The sequence below is a fragment of the Bacillus sp. SD075 genome (genome assembly GCF_017355165.1).
GTDB lineage: Bacteria > Bacillota > Bacilli > Bacillales > DSM-1321 > Peribacillus.
Genome location: NZ_JADILK010000005.1, coordinates 181391 through 194651 on the forward strand (window position 1 = coordinate 181391; position 13261 = coordinate 194651).

General features: G+C 37.6%; 15 protein-coding genes. 4 read left to right on the forward strand and 11 right to left on the reverse strand.

From position 1 onward, the window contains the following. Positions 1 to 503: 503 nt before the first annotated feature. The 7 genes from IOC57_RS06505 to yneA all read right to left on the reverse strand — a co-directional run bounded on the left by IOC57_RS06505 (position 504) and on the right by yneA (position 6138). Positions 504 to 1421: a tyrosine-type recombinase/integrase gene (locus IOC57_RS06505; protein ID WP_286184576.1), complete on the reverse strand. Its 918-nt coding sequence runs from the start codon at positions 1419 to 1421 to the stop codon at positions 504 to 506. Between the two features lie 190 nt (positions 1422 to 1611). After that, entirely contained in the window at positions 1612 to 1827 is a 216-nt protein-coding gene (locus IOC57_RS06510) for a YneF family protein (RefSeq protein WP_034312934.1), read from the reverse strand. An 84-nt stretch (positions 1828 to 1911) separates the two neighbouring features. Further along, a complete protein-coding gene (sirA, locus tag IOC57_RS06515) occupies positions 1912 to 2352 on the reverse strand; it encodes a sporulation inhibitor of replication protein SirA (RefSeq protein ID WP_207437932.1) in 441 nt (146 codons plus the stop codon). A gap of 286 nt (positions 2353 to 2638) precedes the next feature. Beyond that, entirely contained in the window at positions 2639 to 4642 is a 2004-nt protein-coding gene (tkt, locus tag IOC57_RS06520; RefSeq protein ID WP_207437933.1) for a transketolase, read from the reverse strand. Positions 4643 to 4844: 202 nt separating this feature from the next. Beyond that, on the reverse strand, positions 4845 to 5078 hold the full coding sequence (locus tag IOC57_RS06525) for a DUF896 domain-containing protein (protein WP_207437934.1): 234 nt from the start codon (positions 5076 to 5078) through the stop codon (positions 4845 to 4847). A 65-nt stretch (positions 5079 to 5143) separates the two neighbouring features. Further along, entirely contained in the window at positions 5144 to 5800 is a 657-nt protein-coding gene (locus tag IOC57_RS06530; protein ID WP_207437935.1) for a YneB family resolvase-like protein, read from the reverse strand. Positions 5801 to 5826: 26 nt separating this feature from the next. After that, positions 5827 to 6138 (reverse strand): cell division suppressor protein YneA, encoded by a 312-nt coding sequence (gene yneA, locus IOC57_RS06535; protein ID WP_207437936.1) that lies wholly within the window; start codon positions 6136 to 6138, stop codon positions 5827 to 5829. A 155-nt stretch (positions 6139 to 6293) separates the two neighbouring features. Here yneA and lexA point away from each other — a divergent pair, with 155 nt between their 5' ends. Continuing rightward, on the forward strand, positions 6294 to 6917 hold the full coding sequence (lexA, locus tag IOC57_RS06540) for a transcriptional repressor LexA (RefSeq protein ID WP_063234646.1): 624 nt from the start codon (positions 6294 to 6296) through the stop codon (positions 6915 to 6917). A gap of 236 nt (positions 6918 to 7153) precedes the next feature. Here the strand turns inward: lexA and IOC57_RS26295 are convergent, their stop codons facing one another. Further along, positions 7154 to 7348 (reverse strand): LysM peptidoglycan-binding domain-containing protein, encoded by a 195-nt coding sequence (locus IOC57_RS26295; protein WP_207437937.1) that lies wholly within the window; start codon positions 7346 to 7348, stop codon positions 7154 to 7156. Positions 7349 to 7511: 163 nt separating this feature from the next. Further along, positions 7512 to 7778 carry a glycoside hydrolase family 73 protein gene (locus IOC57_RS06550; RefSeq protein ID WP_207437938.1) on the reverse strand — a complete coding sequence of 89 codons (267 nt, stop codon included), beginning with the start codon at positions 7776 to 7778 and terminating at the stop codon, positions 7512 to 7514. Between the two features lie 365 nt (positions 7779 to 8143). On the opposite strand from IOC57_RS06550, the gene IOC57_RS06555 reads away from it, so the two are divergent. Continuing rightward, complete coding sequence (locus tag IOC57_RS06555; RefSeq protein WP_207437939.1) at positions 8144 to 8431, forward strand: hypothetical protein; 288 nt, start codon at positions 8144 to 8146, stop codon at positions 8429 to 8431. A 683-nt stretch (positions 8432 to 9114) separates the two neighbouring features. Here the strand turns inward: IOC57_RS06555 and IOC57_RS06560 are convergent. Next, positions 9115 to 10647 (reverse strand): esterase/lipase family protein, encoded by a 1533-nt coding sequence (locus IOC57_RS06560; RefSeq protein WP_207437963.1) that lies wholly within the window; start codon positions 10645 to 10647, stop codon positions 9115 to 9117. Between the two features lie 220 nt (positions 10648 to 10867). Between IOC57_RS06560 and IOC57_RS06565 the strand changes: the two genes are divergently transcribed. Further along, on the forward strand, positions 10868 to 11098 hold the full coding sequence (locus tag IOC57_RS06565) for a hypothetical protein (protein ID WP_207437940.1): 231 nt from the start codon (positions 10868 to 10870) through the stop codon (positions 11096 to 11098). Between the two features lie 440 nt (positions 11099 to 11538). Here IOC57_RS06565 and IOC57_RS06570 read toward each other — a convergent pair whose 3' ends face one another. Beyond that, positions 11539 to 11814, reverse strand: a complete 276-nt coding sequence (locus IOC57_RS06570) for a helix-turn-helix transcriptional regulator (protein ID WP_207437941.1) — start codon at positions 11812 to 11814, stop codon at positions 11539 to 11541. A 135-nt stretch (positions 11815 to 11949) separates the two neighbouring features. On the opposite strand from IOC57_RS06570, the gene IOC57_RS06575 reads away from it, so the two are divergent. Beyond that, positions 11950 to 12588 carry a LexA family protein gene (locus IOC57_RS06575; RefSeq protein WP_207437942.1) on the forward strand — a complete coding sequence of 213 codons (639 nt, stop codon included), beginning with the start codon at positions 11950 to 11952 and terminating at the stop codon, positions 12586 to 12588. Positions 12589 to 13261 lie beyond the last annotated feature (673 nt).

Here is a 13261-nt window from a genome sequence, read left to right on the forward strand (position 1 = left end):
TAATATACAAGTGAACATAGGCAATTGACTTGTTCCTTTTGTATATCATGCTATGGTATCCGTATTCGTAACATCCTATTTAGTCCGAGATTATTAATCTCAACATTCCTACTGTATCAAGTAGCCCTAACAGTTTCCCTTTCGGTACTTATGGAATGTCTTGCAAGCATATCTGCTTCTACCTATCCTTCATCAGCGTTTTAAGGTGGCTTTCACCCTTCAGTAGCATCAGAATAGGAAACTGATTGACTACCTATCCCCATTTAAATGCATTGGCTGGATCAATACCTGACGTAATTTTTAACTTGTGTTTAACGGCTACTCACAAGGGAATTCCCTAAAAAAGACATCACTTAATACACCTTGCAATATCCTATTTTTTTGATATTATAAGGGTAGGGAAATTCCATATTTAATTGTATGGGAAATCATTCAGTTAATATGGGATGTAAAAGTCTATCGAGGTTAAGTGTTTGCGAGACACTTAGCCTCATTTTTGCTTTTTAGAGTTTATTCCTCACCATGTTCATAAGTGGTGAAGTTGATACTGCCTTATCTAATAACTGCTCATCATTTAATGACCGTAAATACCTCTCTGTAGTCGTAATTTCTGAATGTCCAAGTAACCTAGATAAAGAATAAACGTCAATTCCTGCTATGAGACATTGAACACTATAAAAGTGCCTGAACGTGTGGGGACTAACCCTTTTATCTTCTATTCCTGCTATCTTTCCTGCTTTTTTAATAACGTTATATAGTCCAACATGTGATATTTCCGAACCTTTATAAGATAAAAAATAATTATCTGTAATGATCTTGTTTTTAAAATGGTCTTTTCTCATACGAGCATACTTGATAAGGATTTTCTTTAGTGCAGGTGATATGAAAACGATTCTTTCTTTGTTGCCCTTTCCATTCACTAGGATAGATGTTTCGTGTACATTCGTTATCTTTAGTCCTCTTATTTCCATCGCTCTAAGACCACAATCTGCCATCATAGCGATAATGCACCTATTTCTAGCACTGATATAATTCTTATAAGTAAAAGCGTTTATCATGGCTGTTACTTCATCTAAAGTAAACCCCTTCAAAACTAATTTTTGAACTTTGGGAGTTTCAACTTTCTTCATTGGATTTTCTTTTATATATTCCTCTTTTACACACCAACTAAAGAAAGCAGACACCATCTTTGCCATTGATTCAATACTTTGAGGTTTCAGTCCTGATTGTTGTTTTCCTCGTACATAGGCTTTCAAATCATGTAGTGTAATGGATTCTAATTCTGTAATGGCTCTCTTTTCCTTTAAGTACAGTTTTAGTTGTTTATATTCTTGACGTTTATTTATCAACGTCTTTTTGGTATACCCTTTGGTTATACAGTGGTATAAATATTCTTCTATGACATCTTCCAACAACAACAAAAAGCCACCTCCTCTGTTAATCATTCAACAGAAAAAGTGGCTTTATTCGGTAATAAGAAAAATTAAGCAAATTATCATAAAAAATCCTAAGAAAAATTAACCTTTTACAAGGTAATATTTGATTTTTTTTAATAATTTCTATAATCAAATGTCACAAAAACGCCATTATAACAGCGTTTTTCATGCTATCTTATTTTGTTTGTTGTTTATTCATGGCGCTCATCATTTGATTAATTTTCTTTTGGGATGGTTTCATACCCATTTGCATCATCATCATTTTCAACATCTGTTCGTTAATTGGCGGATTTTTCTTTAAGTAATCCATCATGTACTTACGAGCGATGAAAAATCCCAGCACTACTCCAGCAATCAATGCCAGTACGCCAACTAGAATGTAAACCCACATACTATTTCCTCCTTCATGTTGTCTAACATCAGTGTACTAGACCAAAGGTTATTATACAATACCCGCTACCGAAAAGTCCCCCATTTAGACAAATTTTCTTTCTTTTATCGGTTTTAACCAACCGTATTTTTCATGTTCAAAATCAATGGCCAGAAAACTCGCTTCATATTTTCGAATACTTTCAAAGAAAGCCGTTTCCGCTTCATAGTCTCCTTCAGCTTTGAGAGTAATGGACTCATTCTCAATGATTAAAACAGCCTTACTTGAACCGTTTGTTTTTTCTAAGTAGTATTTTCCATTTTGAGCCCAATAATTCATCTTTTTTTGCAAACGTTGTTCAATAGCTAACTGCAACTGGATAATCGGGACTGTTTTGGTGACATATTCGATTTGTTTTTGCAAAATACTCTTAAGTCTGCCCCTTGCTTGAATATACTCCAAAAACAAATTGAAAAATAACTTTTCTCTTCCATAATAATGATGGGCAAATTCATCTTCGATTAAATAAATTTGATAGGTTCTCATCAGCCAATGCCTCCTAGCTTTCCTATTTTGGTCAAGAAACACATCTAACCAGGACCCTCTCCACTATTGATGACTTTCCCCTTTAACTGACACATTTAAACGAATTATATTTATTCTCATTATATATTGACAAACTAAAAAGATATGTTGTTTGCTGGAGAAATTTTCTTCTTTTTTTGTCGAATGGAAGATTTCCTTTAGAATAGGAACACATTCAATATAAAATACGATTGTTTTTGATAAAAAAACTGACACCAATCTAGTTGGTGTCAGTTCCCTATTACTATTATATAAGCATTTCCTTAACACGAGCAACTACATTTGTTACAGTAAAACCAAATTCTTCCATGATTTTACCACCAGGTGCAGAAGCTCCAAAATGATTGATGGCCAATATTTCACCCTCATCACCTGCATAACGATCCCAACCGAACGGTGAAGCCACTTCGATAGCTAGACGTTTTTTCACTGCCGGATTGATTACGCTTTGTTTATATTCTTTAGATTGAGTTTCAAATCGATCCCATGATGGCATGCTGATTACCGAAACATCAATTCCTTCGTTCGCTAAAGCTTTCTGTGCTTCCACAGCCAAGTTCACTTCGGAACCAGTCGCAAGAAGTAGTGCATCGGCTACTTCCTTCTTAGAAGCAGAGATGATGTAAGCCCCTTTTGAAACACCTTCATACGCAGTTTCGGAAGTGTCTTTTATTGTTGGCAAACCTTGACGAGTCAATACAAGAGCAGTTGGCTTATTTGTAGACTCCATAGCCACCTTCCAGGCTGCTGCCGTTTCATTGCCATCAGCTGGACGGATTACACCTAGGTTAGGCATTGCACGCAATGATGCTAATTGTTCGATTGGCTCATGAGTCGGTCCGTCTTCCCCTACAGCAATGCTGTCATGAGTAAATACATAGTTTACAGGCAATCCCATTAGTGCTGCCATTCTTATGGCAGGACGTAGATAATCAGAGAATACGAAGAAAGTCCCTCCGTATACTTTTAGTCCACCATGAAGTGCCATTCCATTTAAAGCCGCACCCATAGCAAATTCACGTACTCCGAACCAAATATTACGGCCACTGTAATTACCAGGTAATAGATCTGTTTCACCTTTGATGGCAGTATTATTAGATCCGGCTAAATCCGCGGAACCCCCAATGAAGCTAGGAACCTTTTTGGCAATCGCATTTAGTACTTCCCCACTTGAAGCACGGGAAGCTAATGTCTTACCTTCTTCATAGACCGGAATTTCCTGATCCCATTCAGCAGGCAGTTCACCTTTGATGGCCAGCTCCAATTGCTGTGCTAACTCAGGATGTGCTTCTTTGTAATTTTTGAACAATTCATTCCAAGCTTCTTCTTTTTGAGCGCCTGCATCAACAACAGCTTCATTGAAGTGTGAATACACTTCTTCAGGAACATGGAAGTCCTCTTCAAATGTCCATTTATATGCTTCTTTTGTCAATTTCAGTTCATCTGCACCAAGCGGAGCGCCGTGAACAGCAGATTTACCTGAACGATTTGGTGAACCATAACCAATAACCGTTTTCACTTCGATTATTGTTGGGCGTGCATCGTCGGTTTTCGCTTCTTCAATCGCTTTAGCAATTTCCTGAAGATCGTTCCCATCCTCTACGCGGATATATTGCCATCCATAAGATTTGAACCGGTCTGCCACGCTTTCACTAAATGATTGACTTAAGTCGCCGTCAAGAGAAATGTCATTAGAATCATATAAAACAACAAGTCTTCCGAGTTGTAGATGTCCAGCTAATGAAGCTGCTTCTGCAGAAACACCTTCCATTAAATCTCCATCTCCACAAATACTATATGTATAATGATCGACCACATTATAAGAATCGCGGTTATAGCTTTCTGCCAAGTGACGTTCTGCCATTGCCATTCCGACTGCCATTGCGATACCTTGTCCTAGCGGCCCGGTTGTTGCATCTACACCAGCCGTATGTCCGTATTCAGGATGTCCTGGAGTTTTACTGCCCCATTGGCGGAAGCTTTTCAAATCATCGATAGATAAGCCATAGCCCGATAAATGAAGAAGACTGTATAACAGCATAGACCCATGACCAGCTGAAAGAACAAAGCGGTCTCTATTAAACCAATCTGGATTTTTTGGGTTATGGTTCATATATTCAGTCCATAGCTTATACGCCATCGGCGCTGCACCCATTGGCATACCTGGATGGCCAGAATTAGCCTTTTCAATTGAATCAATCGATAATGTACGAATCGTATTAATAGATAGTGCATCTAATTTATCTAACATTTAGTAAAAACATCCCTTCCTGTAATGTACCTCTTTATATTATAGTGACTAGCATAATATCACAACTAAAATCACCATTTACTTCCCTAATATTACAATTTTCTAGAAATAAGAGAAGTCCCCTATATAGATTAAACTAAATAGGAGAATACATACATGAACTCACTCTCTTTTCACTCCTAATGCTAATAGAATCCAAGCATTAATGTAAATTTCTTTTTTCTTTTATATTTTTTATCTTTTGAGGAGTGACGTCATTACCTTCTGGATCCACGACTTTCACATGCTCCAACGTATCGGTCATGGACTTTCTGAATGTTTCCAAATACTCACTTCTCAATTGTGTTTGCTCTTTTGCCTCAATTTCCGTCAAACCTTCAGCTTTCGCCTTTTTAGAAAGTTCATTAATACGGGCTATTTTTTCTTTTGATAACATAATTTCGCTCCTTCATAATCTGCGGATATTGTCATGGTATTAAAAAAAAAGCGAAATTACAAGTTCTATGATTTACTTCCCTTTGTATTTATTTGATGTTCGAGAAAACGCCTGTTCACAGTAGCTTTAGATACATTGTATCCAAAGCCCCTTAATGTGGCTGCGATTTCTGAGAATGTCAATCCATTGGACCGAAGTTTAATAATTTCTTCAATAGGAATCTCCATACGGTCCCTTCCAGTGGAATTTCTTTGATTCTGAAGATTTTTTTGAGGACGGTACCCTTTTTCAACAGCTCTTATCATCCCGCGCTTTATTTTAAGGTTATGGAGTTTCCTTTGGTATTCTTCTACAATACCGACTATCTGGATGACCATGGCATCTGAATCCGATAACTCAAGCTCCCCATCGTGTGAGAGCGTATAAATTCTCACATCTTCTTTAAGGATGACATGGAAAAGGGCTATTTTGGCATTCCCTCTTCCCAGTCTTGTTTCGTCCTGGATTAATAGTACTTCAGCTTCTTTGGTTTTAAATAGTTCGAGCATGTCAAAAATGCCATCACGATTCAACTCATAACCACTTGCCTGCTCTTTTATTATGGAGGCAACTTCCACATCCATCTTTTCTGCCAATTTGACTAATTCATCTTCCTGCCTTGCCAATGATGTTTCCTGTGACTCTTTTTCAGTGCTGACTCTACAATAGATTACCGCCTTCATATTACCCTACCTTCACCATTTCCTACTTACTGCTCACTGGCCAAATTCTGGACAAGTTCTTCCTCTTTAACCGGTATGACGATGACTTGACCAGGTTTAATCGAATCCGCCCTGACTTCATTATGCTCTTCTATCCAACCAATGAATTCTTTTTTTGTCAAATTTGCTTCTTCATATTCTTCGGCAATTCCCCATAGGGTATCACCTTCACTTACTTCTATAGAAAGGAAATCTTTTTTTTGATCATTGTTCAATGTACAAGAGAATAAAACTGAAAAGATGAATACTGATCCCGCTAATAGAATCGTATAAATATAATTTTTGTATAATTTTTTCATAATTACCCCTCCAAAGCGAATGTTCGTTCGTATATTATAACCAAATTATAATACGAACGTTTGTTTCAGTCAACATCAAAATTCGAACTTATGTTTGTATAGAGTTGGGGGCCATGCTATAATGTAGCAAAGAACATTGGGGAAGAGGTGCACAAATGACTAAATTATCAAAACGGCAGCAAGATATTCTTGATTTCATTAAAGAAGAGGTCCGCCAAAAAGGGTATCCACCATCCGTAAGGGAGATTGGCGAAGCAGTGGGACTTGCATCAAGTTCAACAGTACACGGACATTTATCCCGCCTGGAAAGTAAAGGCCTGATTAGACGTGACCCAACCAAGCCAAGAGCCATTGAAATAATGAATTCCGAGGAAGCGAACAATATTCCCAAAGCCAATGTCGTGAACGTGCCGTTACTTGGAAAGGTAACAGCGGGCATGCCTATAACTGCCATTGAGAACATAGAAGAATACTTTCCGCTTCCTGAAAGCATGGTTCCACATGATGACCATGTATTCATGCTGGAAATCATGGGTGAGAGTATGATCGAAGCAGGTATTCATGATGGAGATTATGTTATCGTGAAACAACAAAGCAGTGCCAATAATGGAGATATCGTCGTGGCCATGACGGAAGATGATGAAGCCACTGTAAAACGATTCTTTAAGGAACCGGATTACATAAGGCTTCAGCCTGAAAACTCAAATATGGAACCAATTATTTTACGAGATGTTTCGATACTTGGAAAAGTAATAGGCTTATATAGACAAATACACTAAAAGCGCTAACCGCGCTTTTTTTGTTTGTTTAATTTATGTCCCATATTCTCTCAATATGCATATGGAAGAGTAGATTTTGAGATATTTTTAATAGAAACCAATTTTAATGGAATTATTAACATCCTTTATAACGGATGAAAGGTATACTATTGCCTTTCTCGATATATGTACTTTCGAAAGAAACCTATTTGAAATAAAAAAAGGAGAGCGGTAAATTCCCCCCTCCCATTTAAAATTCATTTCACTCTTAACCTTTGGTTCACTTTAATAAGGTTAAGATCGACCAAGCCATTCCACTGTTGAATCTGCAATTGTGTCGAACCATATGCCTTTGCAAGCCCAGAGACCGAATCCCCTTTTTTGACAATATGATAAACTTCTTCGGTGCTTGCATCATATTTAGTTAAATCACTTGTTTCGATTAGGTTCACCTAGGTTCACCAGTTTTTCTATATATTTTGGGTCCGAGGCGTAACTCGCATCGAATATTGCCTTGAGTGCTTTTTTGTAATCTTTTTCTCCAATGACAGCTGTATATAGACTTCTATTCCACGAAGTCCCCTTTACATATAGATTGGCAAGATCTCGAAGACTTTATTCCCAAGTTGGGTATTTTCTGAATTTGTTCCAAACCTGAACGGGCATACCGTTGACATATTCCATTGTTTGAATATTGACAGACTCACCCTTAAAGTCACCTTTTGTACCAAATATATTTTTCCCTTGATTTGCCAATGAACTTGTCCCATAACCACTCTTCAAACAAGCTTGTGCAATGACAACAGAAGGTAAAATTTTAAATTCCTTTTGAATTTTCTGGGCATAAGGAGCAATTTCCTTAATAAACGTTTCCTTGCTCATAAGAACCTCCCATTATTTGAATCACTCTATTTTTTAAAGTTTATCGTCATCCTTATCGCATTCTAAACTATGAGAAAGGTTACAGCATGTCCAATAAATAAGATTCGGAAATTGTATATACTATGGATAACATGCTTAAATTGGCCTGATCCGCGTTTTATTAAAACCATTCTCCCCCTCCAAACAGGAAGAGCCGCCAATCCATAAAATCAATGGCTTTATCGATTTTGAATTGAACTCTGAAAATCTTCAAAACATATTTTATATATTTAATTTATAAATATGTATTCATATACTATGGTATAAAACCTTGATAAATAGTAAAAATTAATTTCAATAACTTTCAATGTTAAGGTGGTGAAATGATGGAATTCCCAACCATCCATACAAACTTTTGGGATGCTGTGATAGCCATACCTACCATCATGATCCTTACTCAACTTATAAAGGTCATGTTTCATGTCCCTCCTAAGTTCATCCCAAGCATCGCTTTGGTTCTTGGCTTATTCATTTCCATTTTCATAAGCCATCGTCATCATTTGGTTGCAGGCATTTTCATGGGCTGGTTTTATGGCTATGCAAGCATAGGCAATTATGCTGCGCTCAAAACTGGTATTTTGACTTATAGGGGAACCTATCAAAGGGCGGATTAAATCTATACTGGTTGTCACTCGTTGCAATTCCCATCTTTTTTATGCCGGGAGAGCTGACTTGCTAATATCCCAAATAACGTCCCGTAAACTTAACACTTAAAATAACAGTTACAATCAGGATTGTTTCCTTTGGCTGAATCGCCATTACTCTTGTTAGACCTATGAATTCACACCTCCTCCCAATCAACAAAAAAATACCTTCTCAACAAAAAAGAGAAGGTATCAGTTTGTCGATAAAAGGAGGTACGGGATCCTTTCACCTCGAAACATGATTTCAAAAAGTAACTAGGTTATCCTACATGTATTTTACTCGTTTATAGTTTATACTGAGGGAACTCGATTGAAGAAATTTGCGACACTCCTGCAGAAATCTGGCTAGACGAAACCCCATAGACACATGCGGGGAGGAGGCGGAAAGGAAGCGGATTTCTTAAAACGGCTGGACTTTTTTAAAGGATTCTTAAAATTGAACGTTGATTTCCACTCCAGGAACTCGCTTCCACGGGCGGTCAGCGCTCGATGCTCTTTGCTACTCTGGGGCTTCCCGAAGACGCGCTTATCTTGCAGGATTCCCGTACCTACCATTTCAATCAACTGGATCATTTCAAAAAACTGTAGGCAAACAGGCGATTCTTCAAATTTGCCTACATTCTGAATCCCTCCATTAAACGAAGGCGTTTCACTCACTTCTCAATATAGACCGAACGAATCAGCGTCCTGATTCTTTCAGTACCATCCACATTTTTTTCCTTGACATCAATTGTTACATTATAAACACCTGACTTAGGTACTTCTGGAAGGTCACCAGTAAAATCTTCGGTATCCATTACCTTTATGGGGCTTTTTCCACTAATTTCATTACCGCTTTCATCTATTAGATGAACCAAAAATATTGTGCTGATTGGCTTTTTTTTATCATTCATTCGGTTCTTTATTAAAAATTTTGCATCTTTTTGCTTAACCTTACCGGCCATACTTAATGTAATGGGATTCTTTTCGTTAAATTGCGCTGTGAACAAGTAGGCGTCTTTTGGCGATTTAGTCTTCATTCGCACTTTCCATTCCCCAATTTCAAGGTTATTTCTATAGAATGATTGGATGGTTGCTCCATTAAAAAAGGAAGTTTCATTCTTGGCTGAATAAACTTTTAAGGAAGGAGAATACTTTTTATTGGATGGAGAAATTAATTCAACCTCGACATCGTTTGAGGCTGTATATATGGTTATATTACCAGGGGCTGCTTCATTTACATGGAAGCTTTGTTCGATCCAGACATTTTGTTTCAGGACATCACCCAAAACGGATTGAGCGAGTGCAGTTGTAATGACATCATCTTCTACCCGTTCTTTATAATTGACATTCATTTCAGGAATCCCAGCGATGGAAGTGCTTCTTAAATAGGGTTCAATTCTTGAAAATACAACTGAACCAACTCGAATATTGTCGTGATTAAAGTTGGGATCCGTAAATAAATGTGTTCCGTAGGGTATTTTAGTACTCCAGACATTCACTAGACCATCATTTTCTCCGTATGAAGATAAGTATTGTCCCCCCATTGATAAAGCAGAAAGTAACGGGCCTCTGTTCATACCTGCCGCAGTGAAATACAAGTTTTTACGAGAGTTAACATGGTTATCCGTAACAGAACGAAATTCCGCCATTTTACCAACTTGTAAAGAATAAGTTCCATCATCTTTTTGACCTAATAAGGAACCAAGCCAGCCCGCATACCAGCTATAAGCCAAGTCAGCTAGGTAAGAACCATGATGAGGGGAAGCTAAAGTGATGACCCTTCCAACATATTGGTGTGCTCCATAGTGTACTAAAGCAGCCTGGGTGTCTGGCCCCCCTTTGCTGTGAGCTATAATATTTACTTTTTCGCCCCCAAAATGGTTACTGATTTCTGAAAGCATTTGAGCTAAAAGCCTTCCATTAGCATATTGGCTCACTGATCCATTTCCAGCTGAATCATGAAGCTGAACAAAAACAGTTTGGTAGCCTGCTTCATACGCCTTGGTATACATATCATTGATACCATGATATTCCGTTTCGCCATACCAGCTGGTTGAACTGCTGTTTTTCCCTTGAACAAACACAATCGGTGGTTTCTCTGTGTCAAGATTGGGAGGAATACTTCCAAGAAACCAATCCCCTGGGCTGAAAGTTTCGGAGGGCGGCTTCAATTTTCCTGCTGAAGAAATGTCTGGATTAGCCATAATTAATATGGTTAGAATGAGGACAAGAAAAACGACATAATTGATTATATTCCTTTTCAATTGTTACCTCCTCCAATATCCTGTGGTATTTTTCCGAACTCATCCTATTTTTAATGACCTCCTTCCATAGCCTTCATTAGTATATATTTGTACGTTTGCATACCATTACCTGCTATCTTCATAAAGATGGGAGAAAAAAACTAGAAGAAGTTCATGAAAAATGGAGATAAAGTATGAAGACTTGCCTTCAATTCTTATGGATGCAGTCATTCCTTTTATGAAGACGTACTTACGGAGGAAATCCTTAAATCGAATGCTTCAAGTTCATGAAAAAAGAGAACAAGCCCTTATCCTGCAAAGGATAGAGGGCTTGTTCACCCATATTAACTTTTCCTTCGAATTTGCCATTGTCCAATTGCTCCTATTCATGGTGTTTTGCAGTCCGTCCTAAACATTAAGTAAATAAAATTCCTTCACAGCAAATGGCTGTCATTCATGAGGATCCCAGTATCAATCGCCTATTTATACAAAATATCATCATTCTCCGATTTTGGGGTACAGCTGGCCGCTGTCCTTTATTAAAGAACGGAAGTTTGGATTCATTCTCCTTTAAGCACCCCCTCCTACATTCCCGTATTTTCCCCTGAAAACAACATCAATGATGTCAGTGATAAGCCCGTCCTTCCGATTGTACAATTGAAAACACCCTCGTGTACGATAATATCCTAAATAATGGCCTCTCCACGAATTCCCTTTCCAATCTTAATTATGTTAACGGCGGTAGCTCCTACTTTAACTTCAAAAGAATAAATTTCCTATTTCACTTTTTCACCTTCTTTCCAACATTACTTTAATCTGTACCATGGTAGTTAGGATTGTATTGATTAGACTTTACATTCCGAATGGCCAATCTGGAGAAGAAATGCTAGTACTCTTCAACCCCAAACTACATTTGAAGTGTAGTTGAGGGTCAAAAAAAATGATATCATCGATCGAGAATCCTACACATTCAGCAAATAAATAAGCCTTATCGATTCGCAATGGAATCTTATATTGCTCATAGTCGATGTAAGTCCTCTTGGCCATCTTCAACACTTTAGCCATTTCACCTTGAGTTAATCCTTTATACTTCCTCGCTTGTTTAAGTGTGAACTTAACGTTTGTCATATCTTGTCACCACCTGTCTTAAAAAAATAATACCACACTTGAAGTATAGTTACCAACAATTTTTCGCAAAATTCACGCACTTTAAGTTTACTCACTTTCACTCATAGTGTATATTCAAGTAAGAGGTGAAGAAATATGCACATTGGTGAACGGATTAAAATGTTAAGAAAAGAAAGAAAAATGACACAAGAAGATTTGGCAAATATATTAAAAGTGGCCCCAACAGCTGTATCAGCATGGGAATCCGGACGGAATAAACCTTTAATGGATAAATTGAGCATGATGTCGACATGTTTTGAAATACCGCTATCCCACCTCATAGAAGGAGCACCTATCGTTAGAAATAATCCTGGAATGGAATTTCTAAATGAAAGGAATGTAAGATTAATAGGTGTCTACGGAAATATCCCTGCTGGAGAGCCTAATTTTACAAATGAATATATAGAAGCCTATATGCCGGCATTAAATTCGATGCTAAAATCGAATAAAGAATATTTTTTCCTTAGAGTGAATGGCAACAGCATGAACAAAGAATTCAGAGACGGATCATTGATTCTCGTTGAAAAAACAACCTATATCGAAAACGGAAAAATTGGTGTGGTTTTAGTAAATGGTGACGATGCTACTGTCAAAAAAGTGAAAATCAATGAAGAAATGATCACACTCACTCCATGCAGCACGGATCCTTTATATGAAGAAAAAACCTATAGCATCAAAAATGATAGAGTCCGAATTTTAGGAAAAGTGGTTCAAGCCATTAAAATATACGATTAATATCAATCTCGAGGGTTTCTCGACGAAATTGAAAGTAAATGAATAATGAGCAATAATACATAGATTCATTTTACATATTAGGTACAAGCCATCATGGTTTGTGCTTTTTAGTACTTTTCTTTAGATTACTTATTTCATTGAGTGAATGTATTTGGATACTATATGCGCCCTAGGACACGCTTTTTCCAGAGAATTTTCCCTACATGCAGAAAGAATAAAATTGACTATATTGGGTTCATAATCTCATATAATAAGCATTTTCCTCTGTAGATCTAAAAGGGAAGATCGCCGGAAAACATTGTCGCCACCGGGTCGCGAGGTAAGCACCAAAAAGCAAATAAGCTGAGGCAGGTGGAATACCTGCCGTTGAAATACGTAGGGAAGCGCGCTCTTCCCCTAGCCTACTTACGAAAGGAGTGTGGGGTCGAATCCAGAGATAAATTGCAATTCTATCATACTAGAAGCGGCCTTTTGTTAGGATCCTGGCATCTATCCCAGTTCTTAAATCTTTTTTCCATCTATCAGCTTTAAGGGTTTGGTCATAATATTCCCCTTGCACCACTCCTTAAACTATTATCGAAGTAATGAATCAAAATCATGGCGGTAAAATGCACACGATTATTACTGGCTAATCCTGAACCAAGAAAAGCCCCTCTCTTTTTGAGAAGGGCCC

Coding starts and splice junctions, on each gene's coding strand:
- tkt (WP_207437933.1), bottom strand. CDS start 4,642: ATGTTAGATAAATTAGATGCACTATCTATTAATACGATTCGTACATTA.
- lexA (WP_063234646.1), top strand. CDS start 6,294: ATGACTAAATTATCAAAACGGCAGCAAGATATTCTTGATTTCATTAAA.
- IOC57_RS06560 (WP_207437963.1), bottom strand. CDS start 10,647: ATGGCTAATCCAGACATTTCTTCAGCAGGAAAATTGAAGCCGCCCTCC.
- IOC57_RS06530 (WP_207437935.1), bottom strand. CDS start 5,800: ATGAAGGCGGTAATCTATTGTAGAGTCAGCACTGAAAAAGAGTCACAG.
- IOC57_RS06575 (WP_207437942.1), top strand. CDS start 11,950: ATGCACATTGGTGAACGGATTAAAATGTTAAGAAAAGAAAGAAAAATG.
- IOC57_RS06570 (WP_207437941.1), bottom strand. CDS start 11,814: ATGACAAACGTTAAGTTCACACTTAAACAAGCGAGGAAGTATAAAGGA.
- sirA (WP_207437932.1), bottom strand. CDS start 2,352: ATGAGAACCTATCAAATTTATTTAATCGAAGATGAATTTGCCCATCAT.
- IOC57_RS06565 (WP_207437940.1), top strand. CDS start 10,868: ATGGAGATAAAGTATGAAGACTTGCCTTCAATTCTTATGGATGCAGTC.
- IOC57_RS06555 (WP_207437939.1), top strand. CDS start 8,144: ATGGAATTCCCAACCATCCATACAAACTTTTGGGATGCTGTGATAGCC.
- IOC57_RS06550 (WP_207437938.1), bottom strand. CDS start 7,778: ATGAGCAAGGAAACGTTTATTAAGGAAATTGCTCCTTATGCCCAGAAA.
- IOC57_RS06510 (WP_034312934.1), bottom strand. CDS start 1,827: ATGTGGGTTTACATTCTAGTTGGCGTACTGGCATTGATTGCTGGAGTA.
- IOC57_RS06525 (WP_207437934.1), bottom strand. CDS start 5,078: ATGTTATCAAAAGAAAAAATAGCCCGTATTAATGAACTTTCTAAAAAG.
- yneA (WP_207437936.1), bottom strand. CDS start 6,138: ATGAAAAAATTATACAAAAATTATATTTATACGATTCTATTAGCGGGA.